General features: G+C 69.7%; 17 protein-coding genes and 1 pseudogene. 12 read left to right on the top strand and 6 right to left on the bottom strand.

Annotated features, from left to right (window positions below):
• Positions 1–51: 51 nt before the first annotated feature.
• The 5 genes from O7605_RS16660 to O7605_RS16640 all read right to left on the bottom strand — a co-directional run bounded on the left by O7605_RS16660 (position 52) and on the right by O7605_RS16640 (position 5,281).
• The gene (locus O7605_RS16660) at positions 52–1,167 is read right to left on the bottom strand and encodes a tetratricopeptide repeat protein (RefSeq protein WP_269740026.1); all 1,116 of its coding nucleotides are present in this window, start codon (positions 1,165–1,167) and stop codon (positions 52–54) included.
• A 287-nt stretch (positions 1,168–1,454) separates the two neighbouring features.
• Positions 1,455–2,123, bottom strand: coding sequence for a GNAT family N-acetyltransferase (locus O7605_RS16655; protein ID WP_269740025.1), 669 nt, complete (start codon positions 2,121–2,123; stop codon positions 1,455–1,457).
• Between the two features lie 46 nt (positions 2,124–2,169).
• Positions 2,170–2,850, bottom strand: coding sequence for a GOLPH3/VPS74 family protein (locus tag O7605_RS16650; protein ID WP_269740024.1), 681 nt, complete (start codon positions 2,848–2,850; stop codon positions 2,170–2,172).
• Positions 2,851–2,864: 14 nt separating this feature from the next.
• On the bottom strand, positions 2,865–3,878 hold the full coding sequence (locus tag O7605_RS16645) for an acetamidase/formamidase family protein (protein WP_269740023.1): 1,014 nt from the start codon (positions 3,876–3,878) through the stop codon (positions 2,865–2,867).
• Complete coding sequence (locus O7605_RS16640) at positions 3,875–5,281, bottom strand: APC family permease (RefSeq protein WP_269740022.1); 1,407 nt, start codon at positions 5,279–5,281, stop codon at positions 3,875–3,877. Before O7605_RS16640 ends, O7605_RS16645 begins: the two co-directional genes overlap by 4 nt.
• A gap of 284 nt (positions 5,282–5,565) precedes the next feature.
• On the opposite strand from O7605_RS16640, the gene O7605_RS16635 reads away from it, so the two are divergent.
• The 3 genes and pseudogenes from O7605_RS16635 (at position 5,566) to O7605_RS16625 (ending at position 9,607) form a co-directional block, all read left to right on the top strand.
• Complete coding sequence (locus O7605_RS16635; RefSeq protein WP_269740021.1) at positions 5,566–6,798, top strand: helix-turn-helix domain-containing protein; 1,233 nt, start codon at positions 5,566–5,568, stop codon at positions 6,796–6,798.
• A gap of 3 nt (positions 6,799–6,801) precedes the next feature.
• The gene (locus O7605_RS16630; RefSeq protein ID WP_269740020.1) at positions 6,802–7,527 is read left to right on the top strand and encodes a creatininase family protein; all 726 of its coding nucleotides are present in this window, start codon (positions 6,802–6,804) and stop codon (positions 7,525–7,527) included.
• An 891-nt stretch (positions 7,528–8,418) separates the two neighbouring features.
• Positions 8,419–9,607, top strand: a pseudogene (locus tag O7605_RS16625) (alpha/beta hydrolase family protein).
• On the opposite strand, the gene O7605_RS16620 reads toward O7605_RS16625, so the two are convergent.
• The gene (locus O7605_RS16620; protein ID WP_209959912.1) at positions 9,580–10,965 is read right to left on the bottom strand and encodes a helix-turn-helix domain-containing protein; all 1,386 of its coding nucleotides are present in this window, start codon (positions 10,963–10,965) and stop codon (positions 9,580–9,582) included. The pseudogene O7605_RS16625 and the gene O7605_RS16620 sit on opposite strands and share 28 nt — an antisense overlap.
• A gap of 531 nt (positions 10,966–11,496) precedes the next feature.
• Between O7605_RS16620 and fxlM the strand changes: the two genes are divergently transcribed.
• The 9 genes from fxlM to O7605_RS16575 all read left to right on the top strand — a co-directional run bounded on the left by fxlM (position 11,497) and on the right by O7605_RS16575 (position 19,903).
• Positions 11,497–12,738: a methyltransferase, FxLD system gene (gene fxlM / locus O7605_RS16615; RefSeq protein ID WP_269740018.1), complete on the top strand. Its 1,242-nt coding sequence runs from the start codon at positions 11,497–11,499 to the stop codon at positions 12,736–12,738.
• A gap of 12 nt (positions 12,739–12,750) precedes the next feature.
• The gene (fxlA, locus tag O7605_RS16610; RefSeq protein ID WP_088643751.1) at positions 12,751–12,906 is read left to right on the top strand and encodes an FxLD family lanthipeptide; all 156 of its coding nucleotides are present in this window, start codon (positions 12,751–12,753) and stop codon (positions 12,904–12,906) included.
• Between the two features lie 68 nt (positions 12,907–12,974).
• A complete protein-coding gene (locus O7605_RS16605) occupies positions 12,975–15,722 on the top strand; it encodes a lantibiotic dehydratase (protein ID WP_269740017.1) in 2,748 nt (915 codons plus the stop codon).
• Positions 15,719–16,789 (top strand): lanthionine synthetase C family protein, encoded by a 1,071-nt coding sequence (locus O7605_RS16600; RefSeq protein ID WP_269740016.1) that lies wholly within the window; start codon positions 15,719–15,721, stop codon positions 16,787–16,789. The genes O7605_RS16605 and O7605_RS16600 overlap by 4 nt, the downstream gene beginning before the upstream one ends.
• 11 nt (positions 16,790–16,800) lie before the next feature.
• Positions 16,801–17,583, top strand: coding sequence for a thiopeptide-type bacteriocin biosynthesis protein (locus tag O7605_RS16595; RefSeq protein WP_269740015.1), 783 nt, complete (start codon positions 16,801–16,803; stop codon positions 17,581–17,583).
• A gap of 143 nt (positions 17,584–17,726) precedes the next feature.
• Positions 17,727–18,053 carry an NUDIX hydrolase gene (locus tag O7605_RS16590; protein WP_269740014.1) on the top strand — a complete coding sequence of 109 codons (327 nt, stop codon included), beginning with the start codon at positions 17,727–17,729 and terminating at the stop codon, positions 18,051–18,053.
• Positions 18,054–18,086: 33 nt separating this feature from the next.
• On the top strand, positions 18,087–18,656 hold the full coding sequence (locus tag O7605_RS16585; protein WP_269740013.1) for a nucleotidyltransferase family protein: 570 nt from the start codon (positions 18,087–18,089) through the stop codon (positions 18,654–18,656).
• A gap of 326 nt (positions 18,657–18,982) precedes the next feature.
• Positions 18,983–19,306, top strand: a complete 324-nt coding sequence (locus tag O7605_RS16580) for a hypothetical protein (protein WP_269740012.1) — start codon at positions 18,983–18,985, stop codon at positions 19,304–19,306.
• Positions 19,307–19,318: 12 nt separating this feature from the next.
• Entirely contained in the window at positions 19,319–19,903 is a 585-nt protein-coding gene (locus tag O7605_RS16575; protein WP_269740011.1) for a tetratricopeptide repeat protein, read from the top strand.
• Positions 19,904–20,042: the final 139 nt, after the last annotated feature.

Raw genomic sequence — 20,042 nt, 5'->3', positions numbered from 1 at the left:
CGAGTGCGCCCAGACAAGCTGTCCCGGTGGTGGGTGGTCAGGTGCGGGCGCCTAGCTGGTGCCGGGCGTGGCGGACGTTGCGATGCGTGTGGGGTGACCCGGCGGGCCGGTAGCTGTGGTGTGCATGCGGTATAGGGCGGCAGTCATGCGCGCGATGGCGGGGTGGTGGGGATGGACCCGGCGGTGATCGGCGATGGTACGGGCGAGGAGCTGCTGCGCCGGTTCCTGGCGGCCGTGTTCGTGCAGGACGACGGCGAGGGTGGCTTGGGCGGCGAGGGTCGGTAGTGCGTAGGGTCCGTCGGCTTGGGTGTGGTGGCGGATGAGGTCGCTATAGCAGTCGGCGGCGGCGGTGAGGTTCCCGGCGGCGCGGTGGGTAGCGGCCAGGACGCGTAGGGCGGCGCGGACTTCCGGGTTGGTGGGGTCGCGGAGAAGATGGCGCAGGCTGCGGTGCCCCCACTGGGCCCAGGGGAGCGCGGCGGCTGGGTCGCCGCTGGTGAGGGTGAGGGTGGCCAGGAGCGCGGCGGCGCGGGCGGTCGCGGTGTCCAGGGCGAGCCTGCCGCTGTTGGGGTCGATGTGCAGGAGCCCGCTGTGCAGGACGTCTATGGCACGCTCGGGCGTGTTGTAGGCGGCGTGGCGCTGGGCCAGGTGCAGACGCTGGGCCATGGCCATCATCGGGCCGGTGATCTGCCGGGAGATGGCCCTCCAGGTGATGTGCAGGTCTATGCCGGTCGCGCCGACGGTGACGCGTTGGATCGGGCCGAGCGCGTAAGAGGCGGCCTGAGTCGTCTTGCCGATTGGAACGAGGTGCGGGGTGCGGTGCAGGACCACCGCGGCGACGGCTTCGCGGATCTCATCGGCCGACACCGGTGTGCGCCCGCAGGACGGCGCGCACAGATAGACCCTGCCACTGCCGGGCAGTTGGACGAGGATCATGGATCGTGCGCAGGTGTGGCAGGCCAGGAGGTCGGGTGGCACGGGCGCGGCCTGCACGGCGCGGGCCCGCGAGACCCATTCCTCAACCGTCGCCGGCGACAGGCCGTGGCTGCGGGCAACGTCCCGGGCCGCTTGGTGCAGGCCGTGGACGGCAGCGTGCTCGATAGTCGCGGCGACGACCTCGGCGACGAAGGCGGGTGTCCACGCGGGGAGGACTGTCGTCCGCGTCGGCATCGGCACTCCTTCCTAGGGTTCATGGTTGCGTTCAGGCGGTGGGAGCAGCGCCGGGTTTGTGTAGTTCGTAACGACCCGCAGACGGCGCATGTGAGCGGAGGGTGTGGCCGGCGACGACAGTGGGGGCTGTCGTCGCCGGCCACGTCGGTCGCCGCTGCCCTCCCTCTACGGGCGGGCGACCGGCTTGAACGCCCGATGTGGGCCCAGCGCAGATCGTGGGCGGCGGACGCGGGGCGGCGACAGAGAGATGCGGTGCGAGCTGCGACCTGGCCGCCGCAACCCAGGGCCTAGCCTTGGGTGTCGGACTGGGCGCGCGCCGGGGCGGTGACGGGCGCCGGCCTGGTGGTGTTCACGGGCCAGGAGCCGCGGTTCGGGTAAGGGTTGCGGCGCATCGGGGCGATCACCGGCCCGTCGGGCAGGGTGAGCGCGGGCCTCGGGAGGTAGCCGTACCGGCGGTACACGTCCTGGCTGCCATGAATGGTTTCGGTCCACGAGGGCATGTCGATGCGGTCGAGGCGGTTCTCGTGGTGGGTGAGCATCGCCGTGCCGACACCACGCCGCTGGGCGGCGGGAGGGATGGCGAGAACTGCCAGGTGGTAGTGCGGTTCGGTGGGTCGGACCGGGGTGAGTAGTTGGTCGAGGAGTTCGAACTGCCGCGCGTGCGGGCCGGCGGCGTCGGCCAGTCGGCTGCGGTAGTTCGACGGTGGCGGGATGCTGCGGTAGCGGTGAAACCCCATCGCGGCGGCGCTCAGGTCGTCGGTGATCTGGATGTCGCCGAAGAACATGGCGTGTTCCACCCAGATGACGGCCACGTCGGCCAGGATCCCCCGCCGGCAGGTCGGATCGGGCACCAGCCACTGGGCGAGCGGCCCGGCATGCAGGGCGTCGGCGATCAGCGCGGCGACCAGGTCCTTGTCCGCCCACCGGGCGGCACGGATACGTGGAACGACGTGCATGAGGTGTCTCTCCAAGGGCAGCGGAAACGGGTGGGGTGATGAGGACTCACCGGTAGGCGGCGGTGGCGAGGTCACCAACAGCGGCGTCGACCGCGGCGATGATGTCGCGTACCTGCCGGTGGTGCTGCGCGGCGATAGTGCGTAGCTGCACAGTGAGGGCGGCGATGTCGTCGGCGAGGTACAGGTGGTTGGTCAGGCCGAGGGTCGCAACGAGGCCGCCGAGGGCGGCGGTGTGGTTGTCGGGCTGGTCACGGCCGGCGGCGATGTAGTGCAGCCGGGCGCGGGCGACGACCGGCCACTTCAGGTCCGCGGGCAGGTAGCGGTCGGTGCGGGCGAGCCCGCCGAGGCGGCGGCGCACGTCGTGGCGCAGGATCCCGCCGGCGTGCAGGCCGGCGCGGGTGCGGTCGTACAGGTCGTCGGCAAACCCGCGCAGCCACCCCCGCAGCGGCGGGGTCGGGTGGGCGTAGCGGATGGAGGCCAGGGCGGTGTCGGCGATCAGATCACCGACCGGCCGGTCCAGGTGCAGCCACAGCCGCTGCTTCCCGCCCGGCCCGGTGTCGTCGGTGTCGAGGGCGATCCGCCCGGCCAGGAACAGGTCGATCAGCACCGCACCAGCCAGGCCGAGGGCGAGGGCCTGGCGGTGGATGTGCGGCTGGCCGGTGTCGTCGTCGTGGCCCAACAGGAACAACTCGTCCCGCAACGGCAACTGCGGGATGGACGAGGTCATCTGGATCCCGTCCCCTACCGTGGGCCGCCGGCGTGCTGCCGCAGGCGGGCGTGCACCCCGCCGTAGGCGGCCTGCGGCTGCGGAAGCAGCAGCTTGTCGACGGCGGCGAGGACCGTGTAGTTCGGGTCGCAGACGTTGCCGATCGGCGCCCTTCCCGCCTGCGACATTAACTGGTACGCGTCGAGCTGCTCCAGGCCGGTGAGGTCACCCACCCAGCCGACCATGTCGCGGTGCGCGACCCGGTACGCGTCTTCGAGGGGACGGGCGCAGCCAACTGACATAATCGACGCGTCAGTCTCCAGGCGGGGCCACACCGTCGGGACGCCCTTGATGACCTCGATGATCAGGGTGGTGGTCGTGGCGATCTCCACCCCGACGCCACAGGCCTCACCCTCGCCCTGGCGGGCGTGGCCGTCGCCGAGGGCAAGCATCGCCCCGTGCACATTCACCCCCAGGTACAGGGTGGTACCGGCGCGCAGCTCCGGTGTGTCGAGGTTCCCGCCATGGCTGTCGGGCACGATGGTCGAACGCGCCTCGAAACCGCCCGGGGCCACGCCGATGGTGCCGATCATCGGGGCCAGCGGCAGGTCGACCGTGTGGTCGCTGTCGGTGGCGTGGAAGCGGACCGTGCCGGCCTGCTGGTCGATGTCGTATACCCACACCCGCTCCTCGAGAGGCGGCTGCAGGGTCGCCGTATGCGAGGTGGAGGTCAGTGCCCCGAAGTGCGGGAACGTCGAGGAGACTCCCCAGTCGCGGGCCGGAACGATCGAGGCGAGGTGGACGGCGAGGGTGTCGCCGGGCTCGGCGTCCTCGACGAAGAACGGCCCGCAAACGGGGTTCAGGTAGGGCATGCGGCACACCTGCGAGGGCAGGTCCGCCGGGCCGCGGACGAGGCCGCCGAAGCAGTCCTCGGTGTGCACCTGCAGGGTGTCACCGGAGCGGATGTGGGCTACGGGCATTCGGCCACCGAAGGTGTAGGCCAGCTCGTCGCGGGCGGGCCGGTAGCTGATCGCGTCCATGGTCGTCACACCCGCTCGACGTGGCGGGCCTGCGGCTGCACGGGCGCCAGACCCGACAGGGCGGGCCGGCGACCGGTCAGGTACAGGCCGGCGAGTACGACCATGCCGAGGGCGAGCCAGGCCAGACCGAGACGCTGCGCGGCGATGTTCGCGTTGACCACCACGTAGGCGAGGATCGCGAAGCCGATACCGGGCATGACGAGGTGTGCCCACCAGTTGCGGCTGCGCTGGCGGATGAGGTGGTGCACGACGACGGAGACGTGCAGGACCAGGAACGCGACCATCGCCCCGAAGTTGATCAGCGACGACAGCAGCGTGATCCCGTCCGCTCGGGTCGCCATGTACAGGCCGAGGGCGAGAGACACAGCACCGGTGAGCAGGGTGGCGTTGAGGGGCACGTTGCGGCGGATCGACACCTTCGCCAGGAAGCCGGGAAGCTGCCGGTCCCGGGCCATCGCGTACAGCAGCCGGGACGTGGCGACCTGCGCGACCATCGAGTTCGGCAGGCCCCACGCGATCGCGGTCGCGATCGCGCACAACGTTGCCAGCCAACCTCCGCCAGCCACCTGCGCGGCATCGTAGAAGGCGGTGCCGTTCGGATCACCGTCACTGAGCAGCGAGGCTGGCTCGGCGACGAGCATCGCGGCCAGCCACGTCTGCGCGATGAACAGCACCCCCGCCAGGACGAGCACGGCTGCCATCGCCCGGCCGATCTGCCGGGAGCCACCCTTGGTCTCCTCAGCCAACATGGAGATGCCGTCGAAGCCGAGGAAGGACAGGACCGCGATCGACACCGCCCCCGCGACGAGCGACCAGGTGAAGGTGTCGGCGTTGTAGAACGCATCCCAGCTGAACCGGCCCCTGCCCGTTGCGACGGCCCAACCGGCGACGGCGAGGAAGATCGCCAGGACGATCAGCTCGCCGACGAGCATCACCCGGGTCACCATCGCGGTCATCCGGATCCCCACCGAGTTGACGACCGTGTTGACCGCGACGAACCCGAGCAGCCACAGCCACACCGGCACGGCCGGCACGGTGGAGTGCATCGCCACCGACGCCACCAGGTACAGCAGGCCCGGTACGAGGACGTAGTCGAGCAGGATCACCCAGCCGGCCAGGAACCCGACCGGCGCGCTGATGCCTCGGCCGGCGTAGTTGTAGACGCTGCCGGACATGGGGAACGCCTTGACCATCTGCGCGTACGAGAACGCGGTGAACACCAGCGCGACCACGCCGACCGTGTACGCCAGGGCCACCATCCCGCCGGAGCCGGCGTACACGCTTCCGAAGATCGCCATCGGTGCGATCGGCACCATGTACACCAGGCCGTACGCGACCAGGTCCCGGAACCGTAGTTGACGGCTCAACTCCTGCCGATAACCATATTTGGAGAGGTCATTCTGGAAACTCATCAGACTCCTCAAGACTTTTGGGTCCTGGTTAATCACGCTATTTCGCACCCCACTCGTCAGCGAAGGCAAATTCTTCTTCGACCTTGAACCGTCACAAACGATTTCGTGGAGCATGCGAACGGGTATCTCGGCAACGAGAATTGCCCACCGGGCTAGGTGAGTCGATACCTCTGATGCGGACATACGGTGTTGTCCGCATGCAACTGTCCGCGTAGCGTCCGACCACGTACGGTCAGACCTGTCCGGATCCGGCAGCGACGGACAGACGGCAACCAGGAGTACCGGTGGCGCAAACTCCACGACAGCTGAGCCCGCATCGATCGGCGCTGCATGGATTCGGTGCCGCGCTTCGGCAGTGGCGAGAGTGCCGCGGGTTGTCCCAGCGTGCTCTAGGCAGGCTCGTGCACGTCAGTGGGGACCTCATCGGCAAGGTGGAGAAGGCCGAACGTTGGCCGTCCGCCCGCTTCGTCGAGTCGTGTGAGGGCGCACTGCAGACAGGTGGCGAGCTGGTCCGCTTCCTGGCGGACCTGGAGAGTGCGCGTCGCCTCACCAGTGTCGGCTACCGCTTGGCCGAGGGTGCGGAGGGCCAACTCCGGGCCTCCATCGATCACCTCGACAAGACCGACCTGCTCCGCTCGTGGCACGAGCAGCTCGCCAGTCTGGCCGTTGCCGGAAACCGCACCGGATATGTCGGGATGGCGTCCACTGCCCATGCGCAGATTGGCGTCGCAGCCGCCATCGGGCGGCGAAGCCGTTCAGCCGACCGCCGAGACGTACTAATCGCGCAGGCGCTGTGGGCGGAGTTCCTCAGCTGGATCGACGAGCAGGGCGACGCCGCCGAGGCTGACGCCTGGCTGCGACGCGCCCAGCGGCACGCCGTCGAAGCGAACGCGCCGGCGCTTGCCAGCTATGTCCTGATGAGGCAGAGCCAACGAGCCCTCGAGCGCTTCGACCCGCGTAATGCTGCTGCCTTGGCGCAGCGGGCGCTGGACGAGGTTCGGTTACCAGGCCGCATCCGCGCTCTACTGCTGGTCCGCCAGGCCCAGGCCTACGCGATGGGAGGTGACCAGAACGCCTGCGCAGCCACCATCGACCAGGCGCACAGGATCGCCGGCCGCGCCGACTGGGGCTCGGCGTTGCCGGTCGATGTTGGCGTCCACTGCGACCCGGTGTACGTGGCTGCCCACGAAGCGCAATGCCGTCTGCTCCTCGGCCAACCGGTGGCTGCAGCCGATCTCTACGAGCAGCTCCTGCGCCATTGGCCAGATCAGTGGCGCGTCGACGAGGCCCTTTGGCGATCGGTCCTGTCCACCGCCTACGTCAACTGTAACGACGTCGAGCGCGCGGCGACCGAGGCCGCCAACGCCCTGGCCTTGGCCAGTGGTACCTCCTCCGCGCGGGCTCTGCGCTGGTTGAACCCGACGGCGGTGGCCCTTCGACAGCAGACAGCCGTCCCCGAGGCGGCGGCCTTCGTGCTCGCCTATCGGCAGGCGACCCTCGAAGCGTGCAACCATTAGCCCGTGGATCTGATCACCACGGCGACGAGCACTGAGGAGTCCGAGCGAGCGGCGTCCGTCGCGGTCCTCCCGGTCGGGAGTTTTGAACAGCACGGCGCCCACCTGCCGCTGCTGACGGACACCGTCGTGGCATGCGCGATCGCGAAGGCAGTCGCCGAGCGCTACGGCCTCTTTCTGCTGCCGCCCGTGACGATCTCCTGCTCCCACGAGCACGCGGCGTGGCGTGGAACGGTCAGTATCAGCGCCACCACACTCGCCGCCGTGGTCGTTGATATCGCCGCCTCTCTGCGTCAATCAGGAATCGATCAGCTCGCCGTGATCAACGGACACGGCGGTAACTACGCGCTTGCCAACGTCGTTCAGGAAGCCAACGTCGCCGGACCGAGGATGACTCTGTTCCCCGCTCGAGCAGACTGGGACGACGCTCGAGTTGCCGCTGGCCTGCACAGCACAGCCCACCAGGACATGCACGCTGGTGAGCTCGAGGTTTCGCTGCTTCTGCACGTCGCGCCCGAGGTGGTGCGTGATGGCTTCCAGCATGCTGACCACCTAGCGGACGATCGACGTCACCTCCTCACGCGGGGCATGAGTGGCTACACCACCAGCGGCGTCATCGGTCTGCCGTCCCACGCCACCGCCGCCAAGGGCAAAGCCGTACTCGAAGACCTTGTTCGCTCCTTCGCCGACCAACACGGTCTCCTGTCGAGACCCGAGCATGATCAGGAATGATGCTGAACGAGAGCTGTTGTCCGCACCGACTTTGCCCCCGCCCCCGGGAGAGCGAGCGGGCGGAGGCAGTTTGCAGGGTGATCCGGCGGCAGGGACAAGGCGCTCGGACGTAGAGTCGGCCACGTCTAGGCCCTCACACCGGTCCGAAAGACCTGGCCCTGCCGGTGGCCGCGCCGCCTCCCCGGCGACGGTTGACGAGCCCGCCGTCGTCCGGCCCGCGTGCAAGTTGTTCGAGGAGGACCCGTGAGGCCGGGCAACAGGATCGCTGAAGTGTCGGTGGACGACGCCGTCCGCGCCTCGGTGGGCTATGACCAGCTGCGTACCGGTGATGACGGCCTGTATTGGTTAGAGACCCGCCCTGACGCTGGCGGGGGCACGGCGGTGACACGATGGCGGTCCGGCGAGGGCAAGCGTGATGTCAGTCCGACGGGCTTTGATGTCGCCAGCGGCCTTCACGCGTACGGGGGTGGATCTTTCGCTGCTGCCAAGGGGACGCTGTGGTGCGTCGGCCGAGATGGCCTCTACCGGAGTCGTCGTTCCGACGATCAACTCGAATTGATCGCTCATGGATCCTTCGGTGACCTGACGGTCGGCGACGGCGAGTTGCTGGCTGTGCGGGAGTCGGAGCAGGGTGACGAACTCGTCGCGGTGTCGCTCACCGGTGCTCCGACGGTGCGAACTCTCGTCTCGTCCCCGGGGTTCCTTGGTGCGCCTCGGCCGGGTCCGGGTTGGTTGGCCTGGACCAGGTGGAGCGAGCGCGACATGCCCTGGGACGCGTGTGAGATATGGGTGGCGTCCTACTCGCCGCGTCATCAGGTCGACGGCGCAGTGAGACTGGCCGGCGGTCCGGAGGAGTCTGCGGTGGAGCCGCGGTGGGGACCCGGCGGGGCGTTGTACTTCGTTTCGGACCGCAGCGGCTGGTGGAACCTCTACCGCTGGGACGGCCACAGGGTGGAGGCGGTGGCGCCGATCGCGGGTGAGTGCGCTGCGGAGCCGTGGGAGTTGGGTTACGTGTCGTATGGCTTCCTCGACGATGGTCGGATTGTCTTGGTGGTGCAGGAGGGGCCGCGACACCGCCTTGTCGTCATCGAGCCCGACGGCACTGTCCGCCCGGTCGACCTGCCGTACACGTCGATCAAGCCGTACCTCGCCCTCCGAGGGACGACGGTGGCGTTGATCGGATCATCGCCGACCGTAGCTCCACAGGTCGCGCTCGTAGACCTGGCTGACGCTGAACCCCAGGTGAAGGTGCTTGCCAGGCCGGAGCACGCCGCACTCGACCGCGCGCGAGTATCGACCCCAACGGAGCTGCGCGTCCGAGTGGCTAGTGGGCGGGAGGTCCTTGCCCTGGTGTATCCGCCGACGGGCTCGGCGGCGGACTGGCGGGCGCCGGTGATCGTCCGGGCGCATCCCGGGCCGACCGCGTCCTGCCTGCTGCGCCTGGACTGGCAGGCACAGTTCTTCACCAGCCGCGGGTTCGCCGTTGTTGATGTCGACTACCTGGGTAGCACCGGGTACGGCCGCGCGTTCCGGGAATCGCTGTACGGCCGGTGGGGCCTGGACGATGTCGGCGACTGCGCGGCGGTGGCGGTTCACCTGCTGTCGACGGGACGGGCGGTGCCGGGGCAGGTGTTCATCCGTGGTGCCAGCGCCGGCGGCTACACCGCGTTGCACGCGGTGGCCCAGGACGGCCCGTTCGCCGCTGCCACGGCCGTGTCGGCGATCGTGGATCCTGACCGGTGGGTGCAGACGGTGCCCCGGTTCCAGCGGGCGCACGCGATGCGGCTGCGAGGTGGTGCCGGCCGGGTCCGTGCCGCTGCTGTGCAACGGCCGGTGCTGCTCATTCATGGCATCGCCGACGAGGTGGCCGTGGTCGAGGATGTCCGCGAACTCGCCGACGAGTTGACGTCTCTCGGCATGGCACCTGAGGTGTTGCTTCTTGCCGATGTCGGCCACTATGTGGCGTCGTCCCGTCGAGCGGGCGCGGCGCTGGAGGCGGAGCTGGGTCACTACCGCTCGGTGATGGCGGATGCGGCCAGCGACTAACGGGGGCTACACGGCCGCCAGCGGTAGTCGGTGACGCACGTACTCGCCGAACTCGCGGACCTCCGGCTCGCACCGGTAGGGCTCGAGGTCGGCCTGCACCTCGACGATGCGCTGCAGGCAGCGGTGTGAGGTGGTTCGTGCGGCGTGGTCGACTGCCTCGCGTGCGGTGGCGCAGGCTTCGTCGATGCGGCCGGCGGCGGCCAGCGACGAGGCCAGGAGCGCGGTGTCGATGGCGAGTCGCCGGACGTGGGTGGGGCTCAGGGCGGTGAGGGCGTCGCCCAGGTGCCGTTGGGTGTGCTGCGGTCGGCCCAGGTCGTGGAAGCAGTGGGCGATTTCGTCGGCGAGGTACGCCGCGTCGAAGTACCCGATCCACGCCGGCTCGTCCTCGGGCTTGGCACGGGCCAGTTGCCTTTCCGCGATGTCGAGGTGGGTCAGGCAGTCGTCTTCGCGTCCAAGGCGGGCGTGCGTGCGCGCCACCACCGCGTGCAGCGCGGCTGCCACGGCGGGCGTCGCCTGGGTCTCGCTTCCTCTCACCGCCGTCAGCGCCATCCTGCGTGCCGGCTCGGGATGGCCGCAGTGCAGTGCGAGGTGGCCGATGTTCACTGCGAGCAGGTAGCTGCCGTACGGGCGGTCGTCGGCGGCTTCCGTCAGACGTAGAGCGCGAAGGTAGCGGCGCTGGGCGAGGCCATGGGCACCGGTGTCGACCGCCTGGTACCCGCAGAGCTCGAAGAATCCCGCCGCCAGCGTGTACAGGTGCCGGCCGACAGCCTCGGAGGTGGGAGTGTTCGCCAACAGCCGGTTCAGCTCGCCTTCGACGTACCGCTGCACCTGCGCGTGGACTCGTCCGGCGCCGTGGGTGTGGTCCAACTGCCGGAACATCGCCAGAGCGGTCTCCGCCGCATGAAGATCCTCTTCGTCAACCTGGTCAGGCGAGCCGGGTCGTCCGACCACGGGCGGCCGGGGGTCCGCCGCAGCGTTTAGCCAGTCAAGGGCGGCGCGATCGAGGACACCGGGCTGGAAGGGAACACGGACGACCATGCCCGCCACCCCGGGCTTCTCCTTCAATTGGGTGGGCAGCAGGGTGTCTGCGTTGCCAGAACCGCTCGGGGAAGTTGCCCGCATGTTCTCGCTGTTGCGACTTTCCTCGAGAAGAGGTAGCAGGCGGGTCAAGGCCCCTCCGGCTTCCAACGCCCTGTCGCAGGCCTCGACAAATTCCCGGGATGGGAAACGGTCCGCTGTCTCGATCCGACGCACCAGGTCGGCGCTGAAGCGGATCATCGCGCCGAGTCGCGCCTGGGAGAGGTTGGCCCTCTCCCGCAGCCGACGCAGCTCGGCACCGAAGAAGTGGCGCTCGGACAGGGACGGCTGGAGCATCCGCGGGGTCTGGCCCATAGCACCGCCTCCTCGTGACTGTTCGCACCACTATGGCGATGATCAGCGTGACTATCGCGCACATAGGGTCACTCGGTGTTCAGCGCGGCGCAACCACGAACACCGAGGTGCGTAGGTACGGGAGACGCTCACCGGTGGCGCACATGCGGACAGCCGCTTCGTCCGCATGCTCGGCATTCACTCCACCGATTCGCCGGGCGATTGTGGAGACGTGCCGTTGGCTGCTCGTCAGATCCGCCACCGACTTAGCACGGGAGGCTGCAGTGCAGCAGGAGTCCGCTCCGCGCCGCGATCTTGGTACAACGGCTGCGCCCCGGCCTTCCCGCCGCACGAACGATCATGCCGTGGGCATTGGGCGCTTACCCGGGCACCCATGACCGCCAGCAGGACGCGACCTTCGACCGGCACCACATCGACTTGAGATACCCGTGTGACTTGGCGAGTCCAGCGGCTTGACGCTCTGTTGGGCCCGAGAAGAGCGGTACGGCGGACCACCCGATCGGCAGGTCCTGATGGAGAGGGAGAGCACGAATGAGTGTCGACACGGCGAGCGGCGAGGACCTCCACGCCGCAATGGTCGATCAGCTCGTCGCTGATCACATGGAGAAAGGGCTGGTCATGCGGCCCGAGGTGGAGGCGGCACTACGGTCCGTGCCACGGCATCTGTTCACGCCGGATGCCGCGCTTACGGAGGCGTACCGGGCCGACCAGGCCGTGGTGACCAAGCGGATCGGCGACGAGGCGGTCAGTTCGGTGTCGGCGCCGTGGCTCATCGCGGAGATGCTCGGTCAGGCAGCCGACGCCGTCGACGGCGGGTTGGCCGGTCGGCACGTCCTGGAGATCGGTTCCGGCGGATACAACGCCGCGCTGCTGCGCGAGCTGGTCGGCCCGTCAGGCTCGGTCACGACCGTGGACATCGATCGTGAGGTAACTGACCGGGCCACCGCCTGCCTCACCGCAGCCGGTTACGACGACGTGGCCGTGGTGTGCGCGGACGCCGAGCAACCGGTCAACCCGGGCCGCACATACGACCTGATCATCGTCACGGTCGGCGCCTGGGACATCTCACCGGCCTGGACCGCGCAGCTCGCCAAGAACGGAACGCTCGTCGTGCCGCTACGGACGTTCGGGATGACCCGCTCATGGGCGATGCGTCGGACCGGCGATCGGCTGGTCAGCCACAGCCAGCGGTTGTGCGGGTTCGTGTCGATGCAGGGCGCCGGGGCACATCAGGTGCGGTACGTCGACATCGCTGACGGGGTTCACCTGCGGCTGGACGAGGACCAGCAGGTCGATCGCCGCGCCGTCGGTGAGCTGTTGGCGCAGCCGCAGACGCAGGCATGGGCCGGGGTGAGCCTGCCCCCTCGTACCGTCCTGGCTGACCTCGACCTGTGGCTGGCGTCCCGCATCACCGATGCGGGACAGCTTTTCGTTGTTCTCACGGCTCAGCAGGAGGCCGTGGATTCCGGCGTCGTCGCCCCGGCGTGGCGCTTCGGCACACCGGCCGCCCTCAACAACGGCGCGTTCTGCTACCGCTCGACGCTGCGCTGGAACGACGACAACATGTTCGACCTGAGCGCCGTTGCGCACGGGCCCGTCGCCGCGTCGGCGGCCGGTCGGATGGTCGGACAGATGCGCGCATGGCTGGATTCGGGCAGCCCTTCGCCGGTGCTGCACGTCCTGCCCACTGGTACTCCCGACGGCGACCTGCCGGCCGGGACGGTGTTGGACAAGCGGCACAGCCGCTTCGTCCTCACCTTCACCCCCGCATAGAAGGGAAAGCACGTGAACGACACCGACACCTCGGAGTTCGCCCTGGACGTCAGCCTGGTCGACGCCGGCCCCACCGCGGGCGGCTACGCCACCGCCACCGACGACGGGTGCGGCTCCGGCAACACCGGCTCCAACGCCTGCACCACCAAGTGCGACGGCGGCAACTGACCCATCCGTTCCTCTCACGATCGGGCCCGGCGTCGCGCACGCCGGGCCCGACGATTCGGTGGTGCATCATGGTTCCCGCATCTGGCGCGGCGCTGATCAGAATCGCCGCCTACCCCAAGGGTCTCGTTCTGCCGCCTTGGCCCGACATGGCCCACGGTCATCCGGATCAGTGGCGAGAGTGGCTGGACACCACGTGGACGCTGCCCGGATTCGCGGCAGCCGTCACCGGCGCGGCACCGCAGTTGGCCGACCAGATCCAACGCACGCTGAGCGGGGAGCCGGTGCCTCAGCAGCGGCTGCGGCGCCTGGTGCAGTCAGCGGTCCGGTACCTGCTGCGCTGGACCACCCGTGCGACCCCGTTCGGCACGTTCGCCGGCGTCGCCCCGGTCCAGTTCGGCGCTCGCGCGGCAGTCCGCCTGGGCGACGCCCATCGCGCGGTCCCACGCCCCGACGGCCAATTCATCGCCGAACACACCGCGCGGGCCGAACACGACCTGGCCACCCTGCGCACCGTCCCCGTCGTGACGAACTCATTGGGATACCGGCGCGGCGACAGGTGGGTGCTGCCCTGCGCCCACGCCAGCGACGATCGGCGGTGGGACGTCGAGATCCGCCTGACCAGCCCAATCCGGGCGGCGATCCAGGCGGCGCGGTCCCCGGTCAGGTTCGCCGACCTCGCCGAGACGATCGCTGTACCTGCCGGCATCGCCGACGCCGAGCGGCTGCTGGCCGACCTGGTTCACACCGGGGTGCTGCTGTCGGCTCTCCGCCCGCCCATGACCGCCACCGACCTGGCCGCTCAGGTCGCCCGCCACTGCGTCATTCCGACGCCGGGCAGCCGGACCGCCGTCGATCTACGTGCCGACATCGCCGTGACCCTGCCCCCGCCGGTCCTGCACGAGGCGGAGCGGGCCGCGTCGACCCTCGTGGCGGTAGCGCCACCACCTACCCCCGGATGGGCCGAGTACCACAACGCGTTCATCGAGCGATGGGGCCCAGGCGCGGCTGTTCCCATCCGTGATGTGCTGAACGTGCTGGGCTTTCCGGCCGGCTACAGGGGATCCACCCGCCGCGCCCCAGCGCTGTTCACCGCCCGCGACCGGCTGCTCGGACAGCTCGCGCAGCAGGCCGCACTCGACGGCTGCACCGAAGTGGTGCTCGACGACGCGCTGATCGACCGGCTCCGCGGGAGTGACGACCGGCCGCCGATCCCGCACACCGAACTGCGGGCTGCCCTCGCGGCCCACACTCCGCGCGATCTGGACCGCGGCGCGTTCACCCTGACGGTACTCAGCGGGTCCCGCCACGCCGGGGTCGCCGCCGCCCGGTTCCTGCATCTGCTCACCCCCTCCGAACTCGCCGGATTCCAGCAGGTCTACCGGCAGCTGCCGACCGCCCTGCCCAGCGCGACCACGCTGCAGCTGTCCGGACCACCCCTTGACACCCGCCTCACCGCAGTAGCCCGCACGCCCGAGCTGCTGCCCGTCCTCCCTGTCGGCGACTTCCACCCGGCACCGCCGTACACGATCGAAGACCTGGCGGTGACCGGCGACGGACGCCGGTTGTGGCTCGTATTGGCGGCCACCGGTCAGCCCGTCGAACCGCTGCTGTTCAACAGCGTGCTGCTACCCACGCTGCAGCAGCCGCTGATGCGGTTCCTGGCCGAGATCTGGACCGCCTGGACGGCACCGTGCAGCCGGTTCGACTGGGGACACGCCAGCGGCCTGCCGTTCCTACCCCGCCTGCGACGGGGACGCACCATCTTGCACCCCGCCCGCTGGATCGTCGACCACACCGCGCTTCCCGCTCAGGGGACAGCATGGGCGCAGTGGCGTGACGCCTGGCGACGACACCGCCTCCAACGGCACATCCCGGAGCAGGTCCTGGTCGGCGACGACGACATACGCCTACGCCTTGACATCGAGGAGGACGCCCACCTGGCGGTTCTACGCGACCACCTCGACCGGCATCCCCGCACCGTGCTCACCGAGGCACCAGGGCCAGCGGGCTGGATCGACGACCGCCCCGCCGAACTCCTGCTCACCCTCACCCACCCCGCGCCGGCCGCTCAACCAGCCCGACCAGCCCGACCAGCCACCACTGTTCAGCACTGGCCAGGGCGGTCACGGTGGATCGAGGCACACCTACACGGTCGGCTCGATGACATCTTGACCGACCTCGCCGGCCGCCCCGCCGGCCACCTACCAGCCGGCTGGTGGTTCCTGAGGTATCCCCACCCCGAGCCGCACCTGCGGCTACGCATCCCACTTCCGGACACCGACGGGCTCGCCGATACCACCCGCCATCTCGCCGGCTGGGTGCAGCGCCTGCACGATGACGCCGTCGTCCACGATTACAGCCTGCACCCGTACCGCCCCGAAACCCGCCACGGCGGCGCGGCGACCCTAGCCGCCGCCGAGCGGGTGTTCGCCGCCGACTCGCGCGCCGCCCTGCACCGGCTCACCGGCGACCGACAGGCCGCCACCGCCGCCGGGATGATCGCTATCGCTGACAGCTTCACCGGCGACGGGCCGCGCTGGCTCGCCACCCACGTCGCCCGCCGGACCGGCCCCCGCCTCGACCCCGCCCAGCTCGAACACGCCCAGCGTCCAGTCCATGACGAGCAACTCGCGGCGGCGCTGGTCGCCTACCGCTCCTTGGTCGCCGATGACGGACTTGACCCCGACGAGGTGCTCGGTGACCTGCTGCACCTGCACCACGCCCGCATGATCGGCGTCGACCCCGCCTCCGAACGGCACTGCCTGCGGCTGGCCCGCACCATCGCCCGCACCACCCTCGCCAGGCTCAAGCCGTGACCACGGGACAGTCCCTCGCCGACGGCGCGGCCGGCATCGCCCTGCTGCACCTGGAGACCGGCAACTGGCCCGCAGCGTACGAGGCACTGCGCGACGCCACCGCCGGTGGCGTGAGCATCAGCTACGGAGCCAGCCTCTTCTACGGAGCTCCCGCACTCGCCTTCGTCCTCGCCATCACCGACCATCCAGGGCTCGCCCAGGCACGAGCGGTCACCGCCGACGGCACCGCCACGGTGGCCCGACGACGACTCGACACTGCCCACCGCCGCATCGACCGCCACGAGCAGCCGCACTACGCCGAGTACGACCTCATCCGCGGGCTGACCGGGCTCGGCGTCGTCCTGCGCAGGCTCGGCGATCGCGACCTGCTCCGCCATGTCCTGGACTACCTCGTCCGGCTCACCGAACCGCGCGACGAACTGCCCGGCTGGTGGTGCTGGAACGGGTCCGAACGCCGCCAGCCGCCGCCCCCCGGTGGTCACGCGAACTTCGGTATGGCGCACGGCATCACCGGCCCACTGGCACTGCTCGCCCTCACCCTCCGCGACGGCATCACCGTCGCCGGACACACCACGGCGATCAACCGCATCAGCCGATGGCTGGACGCCTGGCAGCAGCACACCGACGGCACAATCTGGTGGCCGCAAACCATCACCCTCACCGACCTGCACCGCGGAACACCGGCCCAGCGAACCCCGCTGCGACCGTCCTGGTGCTACGGCACCCCCGGCATAGCCCGCGCACAGCAACTCGCCGCACAAGCCCTGCACGACACCACTCGGCAGCGCCTCGCCGAGACCGCCTTCACCACCTGCGTCACCGACCCCGAACAACTTCGACGGCTCACCGACCGAAGCCTGTGTCACGGCACCGCCGGACTGGTGGCTACCGCCCGCCGGGTCGCTTCCGATGCCCTCACCTTGATACCCCTGGCTGCCGTAGAAGATCTCCACCTGCAGACCGCCCCCACCACCAACGAGCCCGAAGGGCTGCTCGATGGCAGGGCAGGCGCCGACCTCGTCACCGCCGTCGCCACCACCTGGGACGCCTGTCTCCTCCTCACCTGAAAGAGCCATCCGTGGACCACACCCCCTGGCACCAGGTCAACATCAGCTACCCCGGCCAGACCGCCCGGGAGCGCGAGAAACAGGCGGTCACCCACCTCAGCCGAGTGCTTCCCGCCGCCGAGACCGCCGGCCTGATCTCCTCTTGGTGGTTCATCCGCAAAGGCGCTTGGCGCATCCGTTACCTACCCGCAGAAGGCCCGGAGAGCAGGGATCAGTCCCGCCGGCTTCTCACCGAAGGGGTTACCTGGGCCGGTGACATCTACGAACCCGAGACCCACGCGTTCGGCGGCCACGACGCCATGACCACCGCCCACACGCTGTTCCACCACGACAGCCGCCACCTGCTCACCTACCTCCACCAGCGCCCCGCTACCCGGCGCGAACACTCCCTGATCTTGTGCACCGCCCTCATGCGCGCAGCACGGCTCGACCTCAACGAGCAAGGCGACGTCTGGGCCCAAGTCGTCGAGCACCGCGCAGCACACCTCAACCAGTCACCCACCACCGATGCCCCAAGGTGGGAGAGGTTCACCGGAGACGTTCGAAGCCTGCTGCTCGGCGCACCTCGCACCACCGGCGACTGGCACACCGCATTCGCACACGCCGGCGCAGCTCTACACCGCCAACGGGAAAGGGGCACCCTTACCCGTGGTCTGCGGGCAGTAATCGCTTTGCACGTGATCTTCCACTGGAACAGGCTCGGACTGCCCGCCACCACACAGGCCACCCTCGCCCGAGCGGCCCAGGAAGCCATCTTCGGCCTGCCCGATACACACCTGCCAGACTCCGGGTAGACGCACCAGAGGAAGGGAGTGGAGGAAGGCACCGTGCCCGAGAAGGTGATCACCAACAAGGTTCTCTGCTACGTCGTGCGGGAAGGTCACTTGCTCGTCTTCCGCCACACCGACTTCAGCTACGAGGAGGTGGGCATCCAGGTGTGCCCGGCGGCAGCGTCCGCCCCGGTGAGGACCCGGCGGACGCGGCGCTGCGCGAGGCTCGCGAAGAGACCGGACTGACCGGCTTCACCGTCGTGCGCAAGCTGGGGGCGATCGAGTACGACATCAGCCCGCTCCGCTTCGAGATCCAACGTCGGCACGTCTTCGAGTTGGCGCTGCACGGGCCGACGCCCGAGCGATGGGCGAGCCAGGAAGACCACGACGGCGAGCAGCAGCCCACCCGGTTCGAGTGCTTCTGGATACCGATACGGGCCGCGCACGTCCTGCAGTCCGGCCAAGGTGCCCTCGTAGGCCGGCTGTTCGACTGAGCAGGCATCCGACAGAGGCAACCGGGGGAGACGATGCGGGAGGACGAACTGCGGGACCTCGTCGAGCGCAGCCCGTGGCTGGTGCGGGCGCTGGGCGTCGTTCGGGACTCCGGGCTGCCGGACGCCTGGATCGGCGCGGGCGCCATCCGCGACCTGGTCTGGAGCGAGCGGTACGGCGACGGTTTCGACCCGTCATCGGTGCGGGACGTCGACGTCGTCTTCCTCGATGCGGCGGACCTGAGCCGCGACAACGACGACCGGGCCACCCGGCGGCTGGTGGCGGCCTGGCCGGAGCCGCCGTGGGAGGCGAAGAACCAGGCTGCTGTGCACACCTGGTACCCGGCGAAGTTCGGCGGCGGCCCGGTGGCCCCGCTGCGCACCATCGCTGACGCGGTCGCCACCTGGCCCGAGTACGCCACCGCCGTGGCCGTCCGCCTCGACGCGGACGACCAGATCACGGTGTGCGCGCCGTACGGCCTCGACGACCTGCTCGACGGGGTGTGGCGGCGCAACCCGACCAGGGTCAGCCCGGAGATATCCCGGCAACGACTCGCCCGCCATCGCTCCACCGAACGCTGGCCCGGCGTCCACATCGAGACCTGAGCCGGCGCTCGAAGCCCGTGAAGGGTTGCCACCAAGGCCTGCGACCTTGGACCTGGAGCCGTTCCTACCGAACCCGGTCCTCGTTCGTATCTACTCCGGCAGCGGCAAGACGACTGCCCGGGTGGACTGAGGCTCGCAAGACACCATCATCGCGGCTAAATGAGTGAACCCGATCATCGGCGGCTGCAGTCGTCGCGACAGTGCCGGGCTTTTGGCCGTAGCCGCGCTGCGCAGCGTTCGTCTGGCCTGGGCCTGCACCGCCCTTTGGCGGTGTACGAACCTCGTCGCCCGCGCCGCCGGCCGGCGCTAACGTGTTGATCCTGTCGATGACAGGAGCGCTCGCCCTCGCCCAGGTGATGGCCCACTGCGGCGGCTCGCCCGCCGCGGCGACGAGCTTCATCGCGCGAGCGGTCGCCGCCGATCCGCGCGACCCGGAGCCGTACTCGGCGCTGGAGCACCTGTGGCGCGAGCTGCCCGCCGAGGTCACGGCCGTTGTCGGGGCGGCGAACACGATGGGACCGATGCTGGCCCGGGCCTACCTGTCCTTCGTCGACGGCGACATGGACGAGGCCGCGATGTCGCTTGGCGCGGTCACCGGCTACCAGCCGGACGTACCGTGGGCGTCCGCACCGTGGATCGGCGACGAGTGATTCCTCGGTGCCGTGACCCCGGCCGCCGTCGCCGAGGCCACGATGCGCATCCACGACTACGACCACGACCTCGACGCCGACGCCGTCCGCGAGTGCCTGGCCCCGTGGTTCCAGGCGATCGAGGCGGTCTGCGACCGGCATGCGGACCCTGACGCAATGGCCCGCATGGCAATCTTGCTGCGCGTGTGCGGCCGCACCGACGCGTCGTTCGCCTTGTGCGACCAGGCCCACGCCGTGCGGCGCGTCCCGTTTACCGAGGTCGTCCGCGCGGGCACCTCGCGCCATATCGGCAACCGTGCCGAGACGGCCGCGGCCTTCCGGCGCGCCCTGGCGCTCGATCCGGCCAACTGGTCGCTGCACCTCGACCTGGCCGGTCTGGCCGCCGAGGAAGGCGACTTCGCCGAGGCCGCTGCGCTGGCCACTCGCGGCGAGCAACTCGAGCCGGACGACGTCACGATGCGGGCGGCCGCCGCCGCGTACCGTGCCCGCTCGACGGGATCGGTCGCTGACCTGAACACGCTCACCGAACTAACGCCGCAGGTGCCAGAACCCTACGGCCGGACGCTCATCGACTACGCCTACGCTCGCGGCACCTAGGATCGGTTGGCGATACCTTCCTACGTTTGCCCCGCTTTCGGTGTAGGCCAACCGACTGCGGCCAGGGCTGGCGCAACAAGCCTGGACGCTGCCGCACGCTACGCTCAGCGGCAGTGTGCGCCCGGCCCACGGAGGATCT

The sequence above is a fragment of the Verrucosispora sp. WMMA2121 genome (assembly GCF_027460185.1).
Classification (GTDB): Bacteria; Actinomycetota; Actinomycetes; order Mycobacteriales; family Micromonosporaceae; genus Micromonospora; species Micromonospora palythoicola.
The sequence above is the reverse complement of the archived record's forward strand: the minus strand, read 5'-3'. Positions and strand labels throughout refer to the sequence as shown.

What these genes read in the sequence shown, in the direction of transcription:
- O7605_RS16660 (WP_269740026.1), bottom strand. Translation starts at nt 1,167, where the DNA reads ATGCCGACGCGGACGACAGTCCTCCCCGCGTGGACACCCGCCTTCGTC.
- O7605_RS16655 (WP_269740025.1), bottom strand. Translation starts at nt 2,123, where the DNA reads ATGCACGTCGTTCCACGTATCCGTGCCGCCCGGTGGGCGGACAAGGAC.
- O7605_RS16650 (WP_269740024.1), bottom strand. Translation starts at nt 2,850, where the DNA reads ATGACCTCGTCCATCCCGCAGTTGCCGTTGCGGGACGAGTTGTTCCTG.
- O7605_RS16640 (WP_269740022.1), bottom strand. Translation starts at nt 5,281, where the DNA reads ATGAGTTTCCAGAATGACCTCTCCAAATATGGTTATCGGCAGGAGTTG.
- O7605_RS16620 (WP_209959912.1), bottom strand. Translation starts at nt 10,965, where the DNA reads ATGGGCCAGACCCCGCGGATGCTCCAGCCGTCCCTGTCCGAGCGCCAC.
- fxlM (WP_269740018.1), top strand. Translation starts at nt 11,497, where the DNA reads ATGAGTGTCGACACGGCGAGCGGCGAGGACCTCCACGCCGCAATGGTC.
- O7605_RS16605 (WP_269740017.1), top strand. Translation starts at nt 12,975, where the DNA reads ATGGTTCCCGCATCTGGCGCGGCGCTGATCAGAATCGCCGCCTACCCC.
- O7605_RS16585 (WP_269740013.1), top strand. Translation starts at nt 18,087, where the DNA reads ATGCGGGAGGACGAACTGCGGGACCTCGTCGAGCGCAGCCCGTGGCTG.
- O7605_RS16580 (WP_269740012.1), top strand. Translation starts at nt 18,983, where the DNA reads ATGACAGGAGCGCTCGCCCTCGCCCAGGTGATGGCCCACTGCGGCGGC.